25 protein-coding genes are annotated in these 17,451 nt (G+C 44.0%); 14 read left to right on the top strand and 11 right to left on the bottom strand.

Translation table 11 applies throughout. The features are described from left to right. Window positions 1-3 precede the first annotated feature (3 nt). The 4 genes from QUB26_RS07545 to QUB26_RS07530 all read left to right on the top strand — a co-directional run bounded on the left by QUB26_RS07545 (window position 4) and on the right by QUB26_RS07530 (window position 4,291). On the top strand, window positions 4-786 hold the full coding sequence (locus tag QUB26_RS07545; protein WP_333317349.1) for an XRE family transcriptional regulator: 783 nt from the start codon (window positions 4-6) through the stop codon (window positions 784-786). A gap of 82 nt (window positions 787-868) precedes the next feature. Beyond that, window positions 869-2,566, top strand: a complete 1,698-nt coding sequence (locus QUB26_RS07540) for an Hsp70 family protein (protein WP_333317347.1) — start codon at window positions 869-871, stop codon at window positions 2,564-2,566. Between the two features lie 109 nt (window positions 2,567-2,675). Further along, the gene (locus QUB26_RS07535; protein WP_333243613.1) at window positions 2,676-3,533 is read left to right on the top strand and encodes a bifunctional class I SAM-dependent methyltransferase/HIT family protein; all 858 of its coding nucleotides are present in this window, start codon (window positions 2,676-2,678) and stop codon (window positions 3,531-3,533) included. Between the two features lie 188 nt (window positions 3,534-3,721). Further along, entirely contained in the window at window positions 3,722-4,291 is a 570-nt protein-coding gene (locus QUB26_RS07530) for a hypothetical protein (protein WP_333243616.1), read from the top strand. A gap of 193 nt (window positions 4,292-4,484) precedes the next feature. Here QUB26_RS07530 and QUB26_RS07525 read toward each other — a convergent pair whose 3' ends face one another. Next, window positions 4,485-5,039, bottom strand: a complete 555-nt coding sequence (locus QUB26_RS07525) for a GNAT family N-acetyltransferase (RefSeq protein ID WP_333243619.1) — start codon at window positions 5,037-5,039, stop codon at window positions 4,485-4,487. Between the two features lie 22 nt (window positions 5,040-5,061). Next, a complete protein-coding gene (locus tag QUB26_RS07520; protein WP_333243622.1) occupies window positions 5,062-6,291 on the bottom strand; it encodes a transposase in 1,230 nt (409 codons plus the stop codon). Between the two features lie 303 nt (window positions 6,292-6,594). On the opposite strand from QUB26_RS07520, the gene QUB26_RS07515 reads away from it, so the two are divergent. The 4 genes from QUB26_RS07515 (at window position 6,595) to QUB26_RS07500 (ending at window position 9,273) form a co-directional block, all read left to right on the top strand. Next, complete coding sequence (locus tag QUB26_RS07515; RefSeq protein ID WP_333243625.1) at window positions 6,595-6,762, top strand: hypothetical protein; 168 nt, start codon at window positions 6,595-6,597, stop codon at window positions 6,760-6,762. After that, a complete protein-coding gene (ilvA, locus tag QUB26_RS07510) occupies window positions 6,744-8,255 on the top strand; it encodes a threonine ammonia-lyase, biosynthetic (RefSeq protein WP_333317344.1) in 1,512 nt (503 codons plus the stop codon). The genes QUB26_RS07515 and ilvA overlap by 19 nt, the downstream gene beginning before the upstream one ends. A gap of 206 nt (window positions 8,256-8,461) precedes the next feature. Beyond that, entirely contained in the window at window positions 8,462-8,659 is a 198-nt protein-coding gene (locus tag QUB26_RS07505) for a hypothetical protein (RefSeq protein WP_333317342.1), read from the top strand. A gap of 5 nt (window positions 8,660-8,664) precedes the next feature. After that, window positions 8,665-9,273 (top strand): Uma2 family endonuclease, encoded by a 609-nt coding sequence (locus QUB26_RS07500; RefSeq protein WP_333216945.1) that lies wholly within the window; start codon window positions 8,665-8,667, stop codon window positions 9,271-9,273. A gap of 7 nt (window positions 9,274-9,280) precedes the next feature. On the opposite strand, the gene QUB26_RS07495 is transcribed toward QUB26_RS07500, so the two are convergent. Continuing rightward, complete coding sequence (locus QUB26_RS07495; RefSeq protein WP_333317340.1) at window positions 9,281-9,637, bottom strand: hypothetical protein; 357 nt, start codon at window positions 9,635-9,637, stop codon at window positions 9,281-9,283. Window positions 9,638-9,686: 49 nt separating this feature from the next. Between QUB26_RS07495 and QUB26_RS07490 the strand changes: the two genes are divergently transcribed. Next, window positions 9,687-9,857: a hypothetical protein gene (locus QUB26_RS07490; RefSeq protein WP_333317338.1), complete on the top strand. Its 171-nt coding sequence runs from the start codon at window positions 9,687-9,689 to the stop codon at window positions 9,855-9,857. A gap of 56 nt (window positions 9,858-9,913) precedes the next feature. On the opposite strand, the gene QUB26_RS07485 is transcribed toward QUB26_RS07490, so the two are convergent. The 5 genes from QUB26_RS07485 to QUB26_RS07465 form a co-directional block, all read right to left on the bottom strand. Continuing rightward, the gene (locus QUB26_RS07485) at window positions 9,914-10,183 is read right to left on the bottom strand and encodes a ParE family toxin-like protein (protein WP_333317336.1); all 270 of its coding nucleotides are present in this window, start codon (window positions 10,181-10,183) and stop codon (window positions 9,914-9,916) included. Further along, window positions 10,180-10,410, bottom strand: coding sequence for a hypothetical protein (locus QUB26_RS07480; protein WP_333317334.1), 231 nt, complete (start codon window positions 10,408-10,410; stop codon window positions 10,180-10,182). Before QUB26_RS07480 ends, QUB26_RS07485 begins: the two co-directional genes overlap by 4 nt. A 247-nt stretch (window positions 10,411-10,657) precedes the next feature. Continuing rightward, entirely contained in the window at window positions 10,658-11,539 is an 882-nt protein-coding gene (locus QUB26_RS07475) for a hypothetical protein (protein WP_015177437.1), read from the bottom strand. Between the two features lie 232 nt (window positions 11,540-11,771). Further along, window positions 11,772-12,071: a hypothetical protein gene (locus QUB26_RS07470; RefSeq protein WP_015177438.1), complete on the bottom strand. Its 300-nt coding sequence runs from the start codon at window positions 12,069-12,071 to the stop codon at window positions 11,772-11,774. A 64-nt stretch (window positions 12,072-12,135) separates the two neighbouring features. Beyond that, window positions 12,136-12,558: a hypothetical protein gene (locus QUB26_RS07465; RefSeq protein WP_333317331.1), complete on the bottom strand. Its 423-nt coding sequence runs from the start codon at window positions 12,556-12,558 to the stop codon at window positions 12,136-12,138. Between the two features lie 355 nt (window positions 12,559-12,913). Here QUB26_RS07465 and QUB26_RS07460 point away from each other — a divergent pair, with 355 nt between their 5' ends. From QUB26_RS07460 to QUB26_RS07445, 4 genes are read left to right on the top strand one after another with little or no spacing between them, the layout of a single operon-like run. Then, the gene (locus QUB26_RS07460; protein ID WP_333317330.1) at window positions 12,914-13,429 is read left to right on the top strand and encodes a hypothetical protein; all 516 of its coding nucleotides are present in this window, start codon (window positions 12,914-12,916) and stop codon (window positions 13,427-13,429) included. A gap of 53 nt (window positions 13,430-13,482) precedes the next feature. Next, on the top strand, window positions 13,483-13,638 hold the full coding sequence (locus tag QUB26_RS07455; RefSeq protein WP_333317328.1) for a type II toxin-antitoxin system HicB family antitoxin: 156 nt from the start codon (window positions 13,483-13,485) through the stop codon (window positions 13,636-13,638). 23 nt (window positions 13,639-13,661) lie between these two features. Next, window positions 13,662-13,868, top strand: coding sequence for a hypothetical protein (locus tag QUB26_RS07450; RefSeq protein WP_333142592.1), 207 nt, complete (start codon window positions 13,662-13,664; stop codon window positions 13,866-13,868). Beyond that, complete coding sequence (locus QUB26_RS07445; RefSeq protein ID WP_333317326.1) at window positions 13,868-14,215, top strand: type II toxin-antitoxin system PemK/MazF family toxin; 348 nt, start codon at window positions 13,868-13,870, stop codon at window positions 14,213-14,215. The genes QUB26_RS07450 and QUB26_RS07445 overlap by 1 nt, the downstream gene beginning before the upstream one ends. Here QUB26_RS07445 and QUB26_RS07440 read toward each other — a convergent pair. The 3 genes from QUB26_RS07440 to QUB26_RS07430 are packed head-to-tail and all read right to left on the bottom strand — an operon-like array spanning window position 14,203 to window position 15,692. Next, entirely contained in the window at window positions 14,203-14,427 is a 225-nt protein-coding gene (locus QUB26_RS07440; protein ID WP_333317323.1) for a hypothetical protein, read from the bottom strand. The genes QUB26_RS07445 and QUB26_RS07440 overlap by 13 nt on opposite strands. Then, entirely contained in the window at window positions 14,411-15,271 is an 861-nt protein-coding gene (locus QUB26_RS07435; RefSeq protein WP_333317321.1) for a DUF6920 family protein, read from the bottom strand. The genes QUB26_RS07440 and QUB26_RS07435 overlap by 17 nt, the downstream gene beginning before the upstream one ends. A 46-nt stretch (window positions 15,272-15,317) precedes the next feature. Further along, the gene (locus QUB26_RS07430) at window positions 15,318-15,692 is read right to left on the bottom strand and encodes a DUF1257 domain-containing protein (protein ID WP_333317319.1); all 375 of its coding nucleotides are present in this window, start codon (window positions 15,690-15,692) and stop codon (window positions 15,318-15,320) included. 381 nt (window positions 15,693-16,073) lie between these two features. Here QUB26_RS07430 and QUB26_RS07425 point away from each other — a divergent pair, with 381 nt between their 5' ends. After that, window positions 16,074-17,264: a WD40 repeat domain-containing protein gene (locus QUB26_RS07425; protein ID WP_333317317.1), complete on the top strand. Its 1,191-nt coding sequence runs from the start codon at window positions 16,074-16,076 to the stop codon at window positions 17,262-17,264. The last annotated feature ends 187 nt before the right edge of the window (window positions 17,265-17,451 follow it).

Below are 17,451 nucleotides of genomic sequence, written 5' to 3'. Positions count from 1 at the left end.
AAGATGTTTGAGCTCCTCGGTGCAACAGTTGATGTAACAACAGTGCCTGCCTTCAGCTTCGCGCTGGCTATTGGGGGCATTTTTCTAATTTTAATCTACCTTTATGCTGCATCCGAGGCGGGAGATGCGATCGAGTTTAAGTACGATACAATTCTGCGGGAACGCATGAATCAGCTAGACATTCTCGATTGGCAAGACTTAGGCGAAAAAGCAGGCTTAAGTCGCTTTGCGGTGCGCTTAGTGCGGCAGGGAGACGTGGGAAAACTGACGCTAGACCAACTGAGGCGGCTGGCAACAGTGCTGAATTTGAATTTCCAAGAGTTCGATCGCACTTTGCTCGCACTGCCAATATCCGCTACAATCTCAACTGAGCCCAGCGAAATAGAAGAATTGAGGCAGCAGTGTTTCCGGCTGCGATCGGAATTGCAGCAGCAAAAAACTCAACTAACTGCCGATTTTCGCCGCGCTACCTTTGAACAGTTGCAAACTTTGTTAACCAACTATCCCGCCGCCCGCAAAATGGCTGAAGCCAAGCCGGATATGCCAGCCAAAAATCTCTCAGCTTTGTTTACTCCCTTAGAAAACCTGTTATCAAGCTGGGATTTTCAAACAATCGGTTCTGCTTGGGAACAAACTGCTTACAATCCGCAGTTGCACCAGCCGGATGTTGAGGATATAACCGAAGGAGAATTAGTTTATATTCGGTTTGTCGGCTATCGGGAGGGAGAACGAATTCTTACTCCTGCTAAAGTTAGTCGCACCCTGCCAGCGGGAATGAAAAATTAAATCTAAAATCTAAAATCACTATGACTACACTTGCCAATGAAAAATTAAATCTAAAATCTAAAATCTAAAATCTAAAATCACCATGACTACAGTTGCCATTGACTTCGGCACCAGCAACACAGTTGTCTGCATTCTCAACCCGGATACGCAAACACCAGAAACTTTGAGATTGGGCGATATCTCCCGGATTTTCAAAACTAATAGTTTGAGCGGAGATGTTCGAGAAATCTCTGTAGTGCCGACTTTAGTCTTTGTGAAAAATGCCGAAGAGTTGGTGCTGGGAGAAAAAGTGCGATCGCAGCGTTTGGGGCAATCCCAGCCCGACCGTTTTTTTAAAGCTTTTAAACGCAATTTAGCCGCCGACTTTCAGCCACCGCCCCGCAATATCGACAGCGAAACCTACACACCAGAATTAGTAGCAGAACAGTTTATCACAAGTATTTGGAAACAATTATATTTACAAAATATACAGCCCGACAAAGTAATTTTTACAGTACCAGTCGGAGCATTTGAGCGATATCTAGATTGGTTTCGCGACTTAGGAGAAAGTTTGGGAGTTGCGGAAGTTCAGGTAATAGATGAATCCACCGCGGCCGCCCTGGGATATGCAGTAAAACGCCCCGGTTCTCTAGTTTTAGTAGTTGATTTTGGTGGGGGAACTTTAGATTTAAGTTTAGTTCGCACTGCTCTAACCCCCCCCTTACCCCCCCTTACCAAGGGGGGGAGAAATCTCGCTTCCCCCCTTACCAAGGGGGGGAGAAATCTCGATTCCCCCCTTAGCAACGCGGGGACAAATCTTGCTCCCCCCCTTACCAAGGGGGGGCTGGGGGGGGTACGTGCCGAAGTATTGGCAAAATCCGATGCTTATGTAGGCGGCGAAGATATTGACATCTGGATTGTCGAAGATTATTTGCGGCAAATTGGTTCGTCGCGCGCAGAAGTCGGCCCAATTGGCTGGCAAAACTTATTAGAAATAGCGGAAAAATTAAAAATTCAACTTTCTCAAGTTAATGAGGCGAAGGAAAGCTGGTTTGACGATGAAAATTTTATGTCTTACGACTTGCAGCTAAACCGAGACAAGCTTGAAGAAATTCTGGAATCTAGGCAGTTGTTAGAACAGTTGCGGGAAAGTTTAGATGAAGTGCTGAGTATTGCACAGGGAAAAGGTATCGGCAAAGCAGATATCGAACAGGTTTTGCTGGTAGGAGGAACTTCTTTAATCCCGGCTGTATCTAATTTAGTGGTTTCGTATTTTGGGCGGCAAAAAGTCCAAAAAGACAAGCCGTTTGAAGCGGTGGCGCACGGTGCTTTAGCGTTGACACAATTAGCGAGTGTTGACGATTATTTGCGCCACAGCTATGCAATTCGCCTCTGGGAACCTTATGCTAAAGCTTATGCTTATTCGCCGATATTTAGCAAGGAAATGAAGTATCCCTGTCAAAGTTCCGAAGAGTTGACGCTGCAAGTGGCAATTGAAGGGCAAAGGGAAATTAGGTTAGATATTGGGGAAGTGGCAGAGGTATCGCAAGCGGAGGTTATTTTTAACGAAAAAGGGCAAATGACGAGCAGTTGGCTCAACAAACAGACGGATTTTCGCTCTTTGGAAAGCCACCACCAGCAGGTTTGTGTAGCGCATTTGAACCCGCCTGGGGTATTGGGAATTGACAGGGTTTCGGTGAGTTTTGAGGTGGATGAGAAGCGAGTTTTGTTGGCGACGGTGCGGGATTTGGTGACTGGTAAGGTGTTGGTGGAAAAAGGGGCGATCGCCAAACTGCAATAATGATAAAATTTTTAGATAACATTCGGATCTTGAAATCGGTACTACACAAACTCTCGTCCGAATGGTGCGCGGAGGGAAGAATATTTATTTAAATCAAATTTATGCGGCCATGAAAAAGCAACAAAATAAATTCAGCCACCTGACGGCCATCGAAAGAATTTTTTTGTCATTTCCGGCAAGATTTTTATTAGATAAAAACTTGCTGCAAGGCAAAGTTTTAGATTTTGGGTGCGGCTTGGGCAGCGATGTTAGATTGTTGCAGCAAAAAGGCTTCGATATTACGGGTTATGACCCTTATTATTTCCCGGAATTCCCCGAAGATAAATTCGACACAATCATTTGTTTTTATGTTTTGAATGTTTTGTTTCCTGAAGAACAAGCTAATGTCCTGATGGAAGTGTCGCACCTGTTGAAACCGGGAGGGAATGCGTATTTTGCGGTGAGAAGGGATATCAAAAAAGAAGGATTTCGAGAACATTATGTCCACAAAAAACCTACATATCAGTGCATTGTCAAACTTCCATTTAAGCCAGTTCACCTAGATGAGTCTTGCGAAATTTACAAATACGTGCATTACAACCATCAAAGAAATTCCACTAATAACTGCATATTCTGCAATCCGTATAAAAACCTAATTTTGCTAACTGAATCAGCAACAGCTTTTGCGATGTTTGACGGTTATCCCGCCAGCAAAGGTCATGTTTTAATCATCCCCAAACGTCACGTTGCTAATTATTTTGAACTGCCGTTTCGAGAGCAATCGGCTTGCTGGTTTATGGCTAATAAGGTACAAGAGATGTTAAGTAAAGAGTTTCAGCCTGACGGTTTTAATGTGGGAATCAATATTAATAAACAGGCTGGTCAAAGTCGCAGTCACGCGGCTATTCATGTTATCCCCCGTTACAAGGGCGATGCGGCTGGGAATAAAGGGGGAATTAGGTATGTGATTCCCAAGAGTGAAAAATAAAAGTTAGCCAATTGTCAAAGAAATTATTTTTTACCGCAGAGGCGCAGAGAACACAGAGGTATAGAGAAGAGAGGAATTCATAATTTTTGTAAGGATTGTTATATTTGAGCAAACCGCGAGCAAAATAGAGTTAAAATGTGTTTGCAAGGTCTAAAACTACACATTAGCAGCAATTTGGTGTTCTGTTTATGTCTAAGCGCAAAAAGCAAGAATGGCTCAAGGAAACTTTAGAACTCAAAGAAAACCACAATTGGAAGTCAAAGCCTGGAACTCGAATTTTTGTAGCAGGAAGAGGTGCAGTCCGCTTTGATGTGCCGGAAGATTGGCATTTTGAACCGGATACTAAGTCGTTCCGATTTACGGATAAAAAGCCGCCGGATGATGATTGTTGTTTGGAGGTTTCGTTTAATTTGCTACCACCTAATAACTGGGCAGATTTTCCGCTGGTGCCGCTATTACAGAAGGTGGTTGAAGATGATACCCGAAATCCGATCGCTCCTGGGGACATTATCCAATTGAAGCGGCAAACTGCCCGCATTGTTTGGACTGAATTTAAGTTTATCGATCCTCCAGAACAGCGGGAAGCTTTTTCGCGAATCTGTATTGGATTGGGTTCTAATGTTCAGTGTTTGATTACTTTTGATTACTGGGTTGACGATGCTGAACGTTTGACTCCTGTCTGGGATACGGTGATGGATTCGTTAGTTCTGGGTTTGTTTATTAGCGACCCTCGAACGGGGTTCGCACGTCCAGACTAGACCGATTTTCTGGGAAACTTTCAACAACTAATTTTGCTAAGTGTTGAATTGGCAAGCCACCAGTCAGTAAATTTAGAACCAACATTAAGCTGTCACGCATTTAAATTTCATATTCAGGGCGGGCGAGACGCCCACCCCACAAGACACCGAATTGTTTGTTGACATTCTATTTAAATGCTCAACAGCTTAAACTTTACAGCCGCTTTGCCATGAAAATATCGGGCTTGCCAATTCCGTTCGCGTCGGGCATCACTCCCACGATCGCAAAACCCATTTTTTGATAAAATTCGTAGGGATGACCGCGCAAATTTCTAATTTTGGCGATGTGTTCCCAAACGTTAGGATAAAGATTGATGCCTGAAAGAGTGGTTTGATTGTCTTCGTCGTCGGTACCCACCCACAGCACTAGCCCTCCCCGGTTTTTAGCTTCTGTTGCTAAATCAGCTACGAGCGATCGACCAATTCCTTGTCCGCGAAATTCTGTTCCCACTACCAGCGGGTGCAGTTCCCAAACATTACCGTCATACTGTTTAATCCCGCCAATCCATCCCAAAACTTGATTGCTGTCCCCGACAGCAATTCGACTGATGCGATCGGCTGCTAAAGATTCTTGCACTTCTTGCAAAGCAGATTTTAGATCGGGCCAAGCATCGGGCCAATGCTCTTTAAAACCTTCAACTATTAATCTAGCTACCTGTTGAATTTTTGGCTCGTCGTCAGCACGCAAATCTGTAATTTGTACGTTCATGAATTTACATAGTGACATACTCCTACACCAACTTAGTACAGTATGGTGTAGGCTTCTCAGTGACTCCAGCTATTGCTTCGGACATTGACTGAGCTTTAAGCACGGGATGACCCACCGCCCTATTTTTGATTCCTATTGCTGCATTATGATCGCGGTCTAGACTACACCCACAGTGAGGGCAGTCATGCCAACGAATATGCAGCTTTTTTGGTACTTTTTCGCCACAACTAGAGCAATCTTGTGAAGTATTGTAGGCACTTACTGGGATTACCAACAAACCAGCATTTACGGCTTTATTTGTTAGAATCGACAGAAAGCTTGACCACCCAGCATCCAACACAGATTTAGCTAATTTTGTACGAGCCAGTCCTTTAATATTCAAATTTTCAACCGCAACAACATCATATTTTTTCAACAGCTCGTTAGCCGTCTTAAAATGAAAGTCTTTACGCTTCTCTGCTACTTTCTTGTGACATTTTCCCAGTTGCTTAACTGCTTTCTGTCTCCGGTTGCTACCTTTTTTACGACGCGATACTCGCTTCTGAATAGTTCGCAGACGTTTCCCGGCTTTGCGGTAATGTTGAGGAATTGCAACTGTTTCGCCCTCAGAGGTTGTCAAGAAATTCTTTAGCCCAACATCAATTCCAGTAATCTTTTGAGGATTAAAATCTGGTTTAATCGTAGGAACTGTTGAATCTTCTAGGGAGAGCGTAAGATAGTACCCATCAGCCTTTTTAGTGATAGAGACGGTTTTGATTTTGAATCCATTAGGTATGGAACGGTGTAAAACAACCTTAACTTTTCCAAGCATCGGCAAGTTAATTAAGTTATTTTGTAAACAACCGTCTTTAACTTGAGGATAAGTGAACGTGCGATAACGACTGCGTGGTTTAAATCGAGGTCTGCCACTACGCTTTCCGTTGCTATCACCTTTTAGGAAACGATCAAAAGATACCTTAACTCGCTTAACTACATCTTGAAGAACTTGAGAGTAAATCTCGGCATACCAAGGATGAGTTTTCTTGAGTTGAGGTAACGTTTTTTTCTGACTGTAATATTCTGGATTATCCCGCAGTTCGGGTAAATGGCAAACTAGCCGACACGCATTGATGGCAGAACGGTTTTGCTCGTACCAATTGAATCTATCAGCCAACAAGTAATTGTATTGAGCGCATAACATTGACAGCCATCTGTCGATTTCAATGGCTTGTAACTTTGTTGGACGTAATCGATATTGGTAAGAGCTTCTCATTCCTTGGGCGTGGTCGGTACATATCAATTAGTGTTACTGTACCCGAATACTTTATTTACTGTCAAGTGCATGAGTAAAGTATATTGAAGTACAAAATAGACTCGTTAAACAAAGAGTTTGTTTAACGAGTCATCCACCCGCCTACCGCGCCTTTCATCCCACACTAATCGAAGCGACAAGCGTGTGGGGATTCCCGTCTGTTTAGCTAAATCAAGGATTACGGACTAATACGCTCACAAACTGGATTTTATAACCGGGGTAAACGGCAAAAACGAAATATTATTCATAGTCTTCAGGCTCCTTATGTTCCCAAAGCGAAAAGTTATTATTGAAAACTTGCGATCGCCCGTTAGTGAAGCTTGCAGCTATTCGATCGCCAATTCCCCGCAAAATACTAACACAAGTGCCGTACAATTATCCCACCATCCGGCATCAACCAACCTGCTAACCCCATGCTTTGCGATTACCTAGTACAAATCCTCACCGCCCGCGTCTACGATGTTGCTCAAGAAACAGCCCTAGAATGCGCCCCGAATCTATCAGCACGGCTCAACAATAAACTTTTGCTGAAGCGAGAGGATATGCAGTCGGTGTTTTCCTTCAAACTGCGGGGTGCGTACAACAAAATGGCGCAACTGTCGCCGGATTTGCTAGCACAAGGTGTGATTGCAGCTTCCGCCGGCAACCACGCCCAAGGAGTCGCCCTCGCCGCCCGCCACCTGGGCACTCGCGCGATTATAGTCATGCCCGTAACGACGCCGCAGGTGAAGGTAAATGCGGTGATAGCCCGTGGTGGAGAGGTAGTCTTGCATGGGGATGCTTACGATGATGCCTACGCCTTTGCGCGCCAATTAGAGGCGGAAAAAGGTATGACTTTTATTCACCCTTTTGATGACCCTTACGTGATTGCTGGACAGGGTACGATCGGCATGGAAATTCTGCGGCAACATCAAAAACCAATTCACGCGATTTTTGTGGCAATTGGCGGCGGTGGATTGATTTCGGGAATTGGGGCCTATGTCAAGCGGTTGCGGCCGGAAATTAAGATTATTGGCGTCGAACCAGTGGATTCCGATGCAATGAATCAATCGCTGAAAGCGGGTAAACGGGTGCGTTTGTCGCAGGTGGGTTTATTTGCTGACGGCGTTGCTGTGCGGGAAGTGGGGGAGGAAACTTTTCGGTTGTGTCAGGAGTATGTGGATGAGATTATTTTGGTGCATACGGATGATGTTTGCGCGGCGATTAAGGATGTTTTTGAAGATACGCGATCGATCTTAGAACCTGCTGGCGCTTTGGCGATCGCAGGTGCGAAAGCTTACGTCGAACGGGAACAAATCGCAGGAGAAACATTAATTGCTGTTGCTTGCGGTGCAAACATGAATTTCGATCGGCTGCGTTTTGTAGCAGAAAGAGCAGAGTTTGGTGAACGCCGCGAAGCCATTTTTGCAGTCACAATTCCCGAACAAGCTGGCAGTCTCCGCAGGTTTTGCGAGTGTCTTGGAAAGCGCAATTTAACTGAATTTAGCTATCGAATTGCGGATGAAAAAGAAGCACATATTTTTATCGGTGTACAAATTCAAAACCGTGCCGATGCGGTGAAGATAGCCGCAAGTTTTGAAGATTGTGGCTTCAAGACTTTGGATTTAACTGATGATGAATTAACGAAATTGCACGTCCGGCATATGGTGGGCGGGCGTTCGATGCTAGCGAATCATGAATTGTTTTATCGCTTTGAATTTCCCGAACGTCCCGGTGCGTTGATGAAGTTTGTCGGTTCGATGAGCCCTAACTGGAATATCAGCGTTTTTCACTATCGAAATAACGGCGCAGATTACGGGCGAATTGTGGTGGGAATTCAGGTGCCGCCCGATGAGATGCAGGAATGGCAGGCTTTTTTGGATACGCTGGGCTATCAGTATGGGGATGAGAGTCAAAATCCGGCTTATAAGTTGTTTTTGAGGTAGGGGTTTTTGGGAAAGTTACTTGGTTTATGAAGGAGGCGGTTGAAACCGCTTCTTGTCAAACGAAGTCTGCCTCCGCAGACTAAGAAATAAAGGGAGTATTTAAGCCGGACTTGGTATGGCATCATGGGGTGCATGGGAAAAGCTGGTCGAGTTTTGAGAGATGTGCTGAACACCTATGGCATTAGCCAAAACAAATTGGCATCGCAATGGGTGTGCGAAGTTCTGTTGTCTATCGTTGGTTTAATGAGTTGATAGATCCAACGGTCAACACGCTTGTGAAGATGGTTGTGGCGTTAAAGTTGCTCGATATAGATGCAGCGCGGGAGTTTGTGCAGCGCTATTTGGGTGAGATTTTGGAGGATGAGGGTGAGGGTGAGGTCGATCGGTCTACAAACACAGAATAGAGTTAATGATAAAATTATGGCAGAGTGGCAATGACACCGAATTCAAAGCGATGACAGCAGCACTTCCCATTTCTCTCACTCTCGAAGCTTTCCTCAAACTACCGGAAACTCAACCTGCGAGTGAATTTATTAACGGACGCATTCACCAAAAGATTATGCCTCAAGGCAAACATTCTCGTTTGCAACTCAAGTTTTGCAACGCTGTTAATCTAGTTGGGGAAACAGAACGAATTGCTCTTGCTTTTCCCGAATTGCGCTGTACTTTTGGCGGGCGTTCTATTGTACCTGATGCTACAGTATTTGCTTGGGATAGAATCACTTTTGAAGCGGATGGCGAAGTTCCGAATTCCTTTGAAATTCATCCCGACTGGACAGTAGAAATTTTATCCCCAGACCAGAAAGCAACTAAGGTGATTAGTAATATTTTACACTGTTTGAAATACGGGACTCAGCTCGGATGGTTAATCGATCCAGAGGAACGGTTTATTTTAGCATTTATTCCCGGACGAGAACCAGTTGAGTTAACGGGACAAGATCGGTTGCCCGTGCCAAGTTTTTTAACATTAGATTTGACTGTGGAGCAGGTTTTTGGGTGGCTGAAAGCAGGTGGATAACTTGGCTCTAATTTCGAGCAGATCGCAAATTCCGCACATCCTCAATAGTGAGTCCGGTTGTTGGACTGATAGTTGCATCATCCAGGCGATCGAGCAATTGCCGCGCGATCGAAACTAAGATGCGATCGCGCGGCGGTATGATATTCCTTACGTTGAAACGATTTGGTAGTTGCGGGCGATCGCACTTTTGTCTGGTAAGGGCGATCGCTAAAAACCTACACCGCCTAAAACTTGCTATAATCAGGAATCTTAGAAACTTAACACTAAAGGCTGAGGTTAAAGTCGTGACAATAACTTCACAAGAAACGGATGTATAAATTAAACAATTCCCGATTCTTCTAGGACAGGGAGGGGAAATTACCATTCCCCAGTTATTACAAGATTCTCTCAATGTTAATCAGGGAGATATGCTGGTGCTACTCCAAATAGGTAATCTAATTGTACTTGCTCCCAAACAACCTCAAGCTCCCCAACTAATCGATCGGATGGCAACGATTATGGAAAATGAAAATGTAGGTTTGACTGATTTATTGTCGGGTTTAGAAGCGGAGCGAGAGGCGATTGGGCAGGATAAACAGTCTTGATGCGTAGGATATTTGCAGACGAAGAGCGTATTAATTGTTGGATGTCGATTGCGAACCTACAACCGTTGAAGCAACTCGTCATACTCTGTATGTGCGCCAATCCAAAACCAATAGATGCGATCGTTTTCTAGTAAGCCAAGAGCTCGGTAATTTAGTCCTATGCGAACTGAATAAATAAGTTGACGCTGACTGACTCGTTTAAATTGAAGACTGTTGTGGTAAGGATCTGAACTCCAAAGCGCGTATGCTTTGGCAGCTTGCTCTTGAACAGATGCAGGAAGCTGGTCAAGTTTCTTGCGAAATGCGTTAGTAACACTTGATTTCATGACTCTGATGGAAAAATGTCAGCCAAAGGTGTAATCTCGCCAGCAGCGATTTCCTGGCGTACTATCTCAGCTAGACTATCCCACTGAGCGTCTGTTGTAGCTTCAAATTGATCCTTCCACACCTGTTCATCACTGATATCCTCTTCCTCCATTAGAATGCGGATTAACTCTCGTTTCTCGATCGCAGACAGTTGTCTAATGGTAGGGAGTAATTCTGTTAGTGTCATCGGTTGTTTTCCTACGATGCGTCTATGTTAACGGTAGCAGGTTAACGTAGTAATTGCAACTTCCAGGGGAGCTTGAGAAAGATAGGCGCGATCGATCGCATTTTAGTTGCGATCGCGCGGCGGTATGATATTCCTAATGTTGAAACGATTTGGTAGTTGCGGGCGATCGCACTTGGGTTTTCTGGTTAGGGCGATCGCCTTTGTAGTTACAAACTGTTTACTTTTAGCTTCTGGTTAGATAAGTATGCTACTTTTGAAGAACATAAATATAGTCACTTTTGTCGGACTTATCTGTCACAGTAAATTCCACTTTGTATGTGGAAGCATTTGTGATGTCTATGTTTTCTCTCAATGCTTCACCACGATTTAAATCAATATTCTTTCGTAACTTTCCGTCAACGTATATTTTAGCTACTATGCTATCCAATTCCGAATTTTCAGGTAAGGCATATGCTAAAGGAAGCTCACCAAAATTTTTCTGAATTTCACACACAATCGACCGAGGACTGTTTCTAGTAATATAGAATCTTGATACTGGTTTTGCAGCTTTATTTGCAACAGGAATTATATCTGTGTATTCACCCTCATTGGCTAAGGTCCCACCAAAATTTTTACACTCGACTTTTGGTGGCTTCGGCTCCTTTGCAGAGATTTGAGTGGGTGAAAGTCCCGTAGGAGTAGCACCAACAGGGACTGGAGTTGGTTTATCAGCAGATATTGGCGGTGTTGAGAATGAGGTACTCTTTGAGGTACTCTTTAATATATATGCCTTTGCTACGACTGAACCTCCTTTTAAATCTACTATCTCACTAATTGTTTCAAATCCCTCTTTCCTCAGCGTGATTTGTAAATCTCTTGTGCTAGGTATTTTCACCATGACGTAGCCATTTGACTCAGTAACTGCTGTCGCGGCTATTCCTCTCTGAGATGTGAATTCAACGTTAACACCTGCAAGAGGTGCTGAAGATTCAGTTCTAACGATGACAGGAACCTCTTTGATTTCAGCATCTTTAGAAGACTGATTAGTTTCAAATCCGAAAATTTGACGAACTTTGGGAGTGGTGACAGCTACTATAATAGCTAAAGTTGAGAGCAAAATACCAATATAAACAGTCCACCTAGAGTTCATAGAGTTATTTCCTTATAACTAATTTTTGATCGTGCCTTAAATATCCATACATCGGTGCAAACTGCATTTCCGAACATTCCGATAATTAATTTGTTATACAGGAAAGTTATGGCTGCTGACGGGGCAACAAGTAGCGTAAAATCTAAGCTAGCAAAGGGTTTAATTAGATAGGCTTCACAAACATAGAAGCAGTCGATCGCTCTTTAAAAAAACTAAGGGCGATCGACCATCTTTATTTGACCAAACCTGTGCATAGAGGCTCTTTTCCTGGACGACTTACGCAAGCTCGAATATCTGTTATGTCTGCAGACAACATACCCGTAACTTGAGGTTCTGGATAATCATCTTGCATACGCAGAGGCTGGAATCGTTTTTTATCTTTGCCCTCAAAGTAAATAGTTGCACCAGGCACGGTTGGCAGTTTGACCCAACGAGCATGACATTTAGCGGAGTATTTTATCTCAAGATTCAGATTCTTGAACTTTTCCCCTAACTCTGGAAAACTAACGAGTTCGGTAGTGTAAATACTCATATCTTGATCGCAAAGATTTTTTGGAGCACGTCCTGTGCAACTCTCTGCTTTGCAATTTCCTAAATCAGCTTGTTTTTTTTTTTAATATATATGTCTTTGTTACGACTGAACCTCCTTTTAGATCTACTATCTCACTAATTGTTTCAAATCCCTCTTTCCTCAGCGTGATTTGTAAATCTCTTGTGCTAGGTATTTTCACCATGACGTAGCCATTTGACTCAGTAACTGCTGTCGCGGCTATTCCTCTCTGAGATGTGAATTCAACGTTAACACCTGCAAGAGGTGCTGAAGATTCAGTTCTAACGATGACAGGAACCTCTTTGATTTCAGCATCTTTAGGAGCAGGAACCTCTTTGATTTCAGCATTTTTAGGAGATGGATTAGTCTCAAGTCCCAAACCATAACGAACTTCGGGAGTGGTGACAGCTACTATAATAGCCAAGACAGAGAGCAAAATACCGATATAAACAGTCCACTTAGATTTCACAGAGTTGCTTCCTTCTAACGAATTTTTATCAGGCCTTAAATATCCATACATCGCCGCCAACTGCATTTCCGAACTTTTCGAGAGTTAATTTGTGGTACAGTAAAATCATGGTTGCTGACGAAGTAACAAGCAGCGTGAAGGCTTAGCTAGAAAATGGTTTAAGGTGATTTGCAAAAACTCTAGTAGGATGCTGATGGCAGACTCATCCATGCTAGACCGATCGCACAAAAACTGTAAAGGAAAAAAAGTTGGAAAAAGTGGGAACTTCCTAAACATCCGATGCGAAGCCCAAAAAAGTTGGAAAAAGTGGGAAAAAGTTTGTTATAGTAACCATACCTATCTCACCATCCCACCTATGGACAGTCCTCAGATATTGCAATTTGTCGATGAAGCTGTCTATACCAACACAGGTAAACGTCTAAATAACTTGCAGCGAAAAATTATTTCGGGAATACTGAAGCGTCAAAGATATGCTGATGTTGCAGAAAGTTATGATTATAGCTCCCAGCACGTTAAAAAGGCTAGTCACGAACTTTTACAAATGTTATCTGAAGTGTTTGGCGAACCAGTTAGGAAAAGTAATCTTGAATCCGTGCTAGAACGGCATATAAATCAGACTATAACAACTCTGGGTAATAAAAATAATCAAAAAATTATTGGTATTAGTTACATTAACAATTGTCCTAATCCTTCCACTCCTACCAGCGATAAAAGTCAGCCTAAAAATCCCGACTCGCAGCAGAAAAGCAAAAATCAAACTAAGATTGAAACAATTGATAAATTACGGCAGTTTGGCTTGAGCGACGAACAAATTGCAGAAGCGCTAGATATACCTTTAGAGCAGGTTAAACAGGTGGACTTGGAGGAGTAAAGTCTGCTACAGTAATGAAAAGGTAAGTTTTGAGAATAAATTAGGAGAATCAATTGAAAATCAAAATTATTATTCACGAAGCAGAAGAAGGCGGATACTGGGCAGAAGTTCCTGCTATTCCTGGCTGTGCAACTGAGGGAGAAACTGTTGAGGAATTTCTGCAAAACCTCTATGAAGCGATCGAAGGTTGCCTTGTTGAAGCAAGATAAAATATCCCCAGATTTTTTCAGCTATGAACACAAAACTCATTGAATCCTTAGTACAAATCATCCAGACACTCTCAGAAGAAGAGCAATTGCTAATCAAAGCAAAACTATTTAGTAACATCCCCTATCCTTCTACTGCGGAAATAGCCCAGTTAGCCCAAAGCGGAGGAGCATTTCAATTCCTGCACGACGAACCTGATATTTACACCCTTGAAGATGGAGAGCCAATTTAGTGAAGCTAAAAAAAGGAGATATTGTTTTAGCTGAATTTCCATTTACAGATTTGAGTCAGAAAAAGTTACGTCCGGCTTTAGTGCTGTGGGCAAGTTCAACCATAGATGAAATTACGATCTGCTTCATTTCTTCGCAAAATGTCACTAGCCTAAGTTTAGATGAATTTGCTTTAAATGCTTCAGATCCAGAATTTTATAGCACGGGATTAAGAGTATCTTCTAAAGTTAGAGTGACTCGGATTGTCAGCCTTGAACAGAGATTAATACTGAGACGATTGGGCGAGTTAGGAAGTCAGCAAATGCAGCAATTGAATACAACTATCATACAAGCATTTCAATTAGTATAGCCTTGTTTACTCTTGCGTACTTGCCGGAAACGATCGCAAATCCCTGCAATAAAAGTTTCGCCATCTATCGGTGGAGTATGTTCGGACATGGCAACAGCAGCATCTATCTTCACTCGTACAGAATCTATCCATTCGCCATCCGCGCGATCGTACTCATCTAACAATCGCAAAGCAACTTCACAACACAAACTAGAATCATCGTGCAAACTCATAAGCAATATTCGTGATGCGGCCTCGCCAGTAGGGCAATAGCGAGCCATCAGACAGTTGCCACGCCACCTCGCCGGAGAGCGGAATCCGCATACCGTCTCGCAATTCGTAGTCCCAGAAACGGCCCTGCCAGGGCGCAAACACCAGTCCCCCGTTAACTGTACGGGCGCGGGCCTCCGCGCGGATACTGGCGATTAGCCCTGCTTCATCAAAGCGGAAATCCAGGGAAACAGCGGTGTCGCCATCCTGTAGCGTTGCTCTGGCCGAAGAATTGTCAAGAGCCTCCCAGCGAACACCCTGACTCGGCAGCAGTCTCGTCGGATACCAAGCAGCCTCCGCGAAAAAGCGCATCAGTTCCCCTTGTGCCGCTTCTGGAGTGCCGCGGATATCCGCCAGAGTCACCAGGCCAAGCAGCGCCGCATGGAGGATGCCTTCGCCAGAAATGTAGGCATCATGAACAAACGCATTGATACCGGGCATCATGGCAATTCGCCCCTCCCAGTCAAAGCCAGGGCGCTGAGTAATTACCAGTTGAGTTGAGGTAAAGGCGCTCCATTTTTCTGCGGTTTCGCTCATGTTAAATGTGCCTTCGTGGGAAACCCGCGCTGCTGCAATTAGCGGTTGTCCATCCTTGAGAACCGCGCGAAAGTAGCGCTGCACGGGCTGGGGTAAATCGGCGATTTCCCGCGCATCAAATGTCAGAAGTTTAATCGGTGATCGCGCAGCTTCCAGATTCGCTCGCAGTTCCTTGGTACCGAGATGCCAGCGGTATGTTCCAAGGGCGATCGCGGCAACAATGCCAACTACAAGCGCCAGGATAATTAGTACGATCGCCGATCGCCACATGGTGATTCCTCTTGGTAGGTAAAAACGAGCTAATCAAGCGCGAGTCTTAAACCCATCTACCGACTACAACTCTCAGCGTTCCATCTGCCAAAGTTTCCTCTTCTTCAACATGAAAACCCTCTGACTGCACCGCCGCCATCAAACTTTTTCGCGCGTATTTTTGACTGATTGAATTGACAAATTCCTGCTGATTAATTCGAGCGCCCCAAAAATCCGCCACCAATTCGTAATCCTCTCCGCTGCGGCGAAAACCCAAATCGTAACCATTGGATTGCCGAATCACGTACTCGGCATTAGTTTCGTCGCCCATATAACCCCGCACCTGCACATTGCACTCTACTTGATAACCCAACTCTTCCAACACTTGATGCAGCAGTTCGCCGTTCTTGATCTGAACCTTGATAGTTGTGAAGTGTGACATATCACTTTCGGATTTTTGTGTGAAACGCTAATTTGATTATAATACTATAAACTGCAACAGTCAATAAGTTATAAGTTGCGATATTAAACCAGGCTTGAGCGTCAGCGAAAGCAGCCCGGTTACAAGCCACCGGATTTATCTGTGCAGAAATTCAAATCATAGTATCCGATAACAATTCCCCCGATTGAGCCCTGAGTTCCTTTTCTTCAATCCTCCAATTCTTCAATCTAAAATCTAAAATCGTATGATAGCCGATAATTGTAAGCAACCTAAACAATACGATATATCCGACAACAATTGCCCCGATTGATCCGTGAGTTCGCTTTCTTCAATCCTCCAATTCTTCAAATCTAAAATCCAAAATCTAAAATCTAAAATCCTATGATGTCCGACAATTCTAACCAACCCAGAGAATATGATGCCGTCCTCGGCGGCCAAAGTCAAATCCCGATCGCCGCCGCAGTTTTGGGAGGCATCGCCGGAGTCAAGCAGCGCTTCAACAGTCCTAGTATCGAGGCTCGGATTGCCGCTGTTAAAGATGCTCCTAAATACGGAGGCGCTGGTTTAAATTTAGCAATTGAGGCGCTGCTTGACCCCGCACCAGAAGTGCAGCGAGTTGCTTATTTAATTTTGCGATCGAGGACAGAACCTCTAGTCCGCCAAGCTTTAAAAGAATTCGTGCCTTACAAGCTTTTTGACTGCATCCGCACTGTGAAAACTGGGACAAATGTTGCGATTAGTCCCGGAGGATCTTGCACGGCTACTTTGCACGGCAAAATAATTAGAATTTGCGATGTAGATACAGGAGAAATACTCTATACTGTTGACAAGTATCCCCGCGCTCAAGAAACTTTTATCCTTTGCCAAGAAAGCGAAGTTTTTGTAAGGAGCAGAAATACTCCGAAACATCGTGCGATCGAAATTTGGCAAGGAGGAGAATTGCGGCATACTTCCCTCGGACATGAAGGGGAAATTAGCGCAATTGTTATCAGTCCCGACAGTCAAGTTATCGCCAGCGGTTCGGCAGATACTACTATCAAAGTTTGGAATTTAGAGACGGGAAAGTTAATCTGTACTTTTGGCAGTCTTTTAACTTGGGGAGCTCATAAAGCAGGAATTGTTAGTCTTGCTTTTAGCCCGATCGCACAAACTCTCGCTAGCAGCAGTTCTGACGGTACAATTAAGCTGTGGAACCTCCGCAGCAGAGAATGCTTTCAAACAATTAAAGGTTACGCGAATTGTCTGGCTTTCAGCCCAGACGGGCAGACTTTGGCTACTGGCGGCTGGGACAGAAATATTCAACTGCGGCAGCTATCGAATCCAGATAGTCCAATCACTTTGGCCGGGCATTTTAACTCGATAAATGCGATCGCCTTTAGTCCCGACGGACTCACTGTTGTCAGTGCTAGTGCCGATGGTAATATCAAATTTTGGAATGCCAGTACCGGCGAACATATTCATACTCTCAGCGGACATCAAAACTCTGTTACTTGTCTTACTTTTAGCAGCGATGGTGAAACTATTATCAGTGGCAGTATCGACAAAACTGTCAAAATTTGGGGAATTAATTGAAGGAAGTTCGGCAACGGATTATGTAACGGATGGAAGAAAGAGGGAAGAGGGAAAAAGGAAGAAGGCAGAAAGAAGAAGGAAGAAGGCAGAGGCGATACGCATGGGACAAGTGCAATTAAGGAATGAGAATTAAATAACTTCCACAAGTTTGTGGGATGGGCGTCCCGCCCGTCCAAAAAGGACGGGC

The sequence above is a fragment of the Microcoleus sp. B4-C1 genome, assembly GCF_036705285.1.
Taxonomy (GTDB): domain Bacteria; phylum Cyanobacteriota; class Cyanobacteriia; order Cyanobacteriales; family Microcoleaceae; genus Microcoleus.
The sequence above is the reverse complement of the archived record's forward strand: the minus strand, read 5'-3'. Positions and strand labels throughout refer to the sequence as shown.

Coding starts and splice junctions, on each gene's coding strand:
- QUB26_RS07545 (WP_333317349.1), top strand. CDS start 4: ATGTTTGAGCTCCTCGGTGCAACAGTTGATGTAACAACAGTGCCTGCC.
- QUB26_RS07540 (WP_333317347.1), top strand. CDS start 869: ATGACTACAGTTGCCATTGACTTCGGCACCAGCAACACAGTTGTCTGC.
- QUB26_RS07535 (WP_333243613.1), top strand. CDS start 2,676: ATGAAAAAGCAACAAAATAAATTCAGCCACCTGACGGCCATCGAAAGA.
- QUB26_RS07530 (WP_333243616.1), top strand. CDS start 3,722: ATGTCTAAGCGCAAAAAGCAAGAATGGCTCAAGGAAACTTTAGAACTC.
- QUB26_RS07525 (WP_333243619.1), bottom strand. CDS start 5,039: ATGAACGTACAAATTACAGATTTGCGTGCTGACGACGAGCCAAAAATT.
- QUB26_RS07520 (WP_333243622.1), bottom strand. CDS start 6,291: ATGAGAAGCTCTTACCAATATCGATTACGTCCAACAAAGTTACAAGCC.
- QUB26_RS07515 (WP_333243625.1), top strand. CDS start 6,595: ATGTTCCCAAAGCGAAAAGTTATTATTGAAAACTTGCGATCGCCCGTT.
- ilvA (WP_333317344.1), top strand. CDS start 6,744: ATGCTTTGCGATTACCTAGTACAAATCCTCACCGCCCGCGTCTACGAT.
- QUB26_RS07505 (WP_333317342.1), top strand. CDS start 8,462: ATGGGTGTGCGAAGTTCTGTTGTCTATCGTTGGTTTAATGAGTTGATA.
- QUB26_RS07500 (WP_333216945.1), top strand. CDS start 8,665: ATGATAAAATTATGGCAGAGTGGCAATGACACCGAATTCAAAGCGATG.
- QUB26_RS07495 (WP_333317340.1), bottom strand. CDS start 9,637: ATGGTAATTTCCCCTCCCTGTCCTAGAAGAATCGGGAATTGTTTAATT.
- QUB26_RS07485 (WP_333317336.1), bottom strand. CDS start 10,183: ATGAAATCAAGTGTTACTAACGCATTTCGCAAGAAACTTGACCAGCTT.
- QUB26_RS07480 (WP_333317334.1), bottom strand. CDS start 10,410: ATGACACTAACAGAATTACTCCCTACCATTAGACAACTGTCTGCGATC.
- QUB26_RS07475 (WP_015177437.1), bottom strand. CDS start 11,539: ATGAACTCTAGGTGGACTGTTTATATTGGTATTTTGCTCTCAACTTTA.
- QUB26_RS07470 (WP_015177438.1), bottom strand. CDS start 12,071: ATGAGTATTTACACTACCGAACTCGTTAGTTTTCCAGAGTTAGGGGAA.
- QUB26_RS07460 (WP_333317330.1), top strand. CDS start 12,914: ATGGACAGTCCTCAGATATTGCAATTTGTCGATGAAGCTGTCTATACC.
- QUB26_RS07450 (WP_333142592.1), top strand. CDS start 13,662: ATGAACACAAAACTCATTGAATCCTTAGTACAAATCATCCAGACACTC.
- QUB26_RS07440 (WP_333317323.1), bottom strand. CDS start 14,427: ATGAGTTTGCACGATGATTCTAGTTTGTGTTGTGAAGTTGCTTTGCGA.
- QUB26_RS07435 (WP_333317321.1), bottom strand. CDS start 15,271: ATGTGGCGATCGGCGATCGTACTAATTATCCTGGCGCTTGTAGTTGGC.
- QUB26_RS07430 (WP_333317319.1), bottom strand. CDS start 15,692: ATGTCACACTTCACAACTATCAAGGTTCAGATCAAGAACGGCGAACTG.
- QUB26_RS07425 (WP_333317317.1), top strand. CDS start 16,074: ATGATGTCCGACAATTCTAACCAACCCAGAGAATATGATGCCGTCCTC.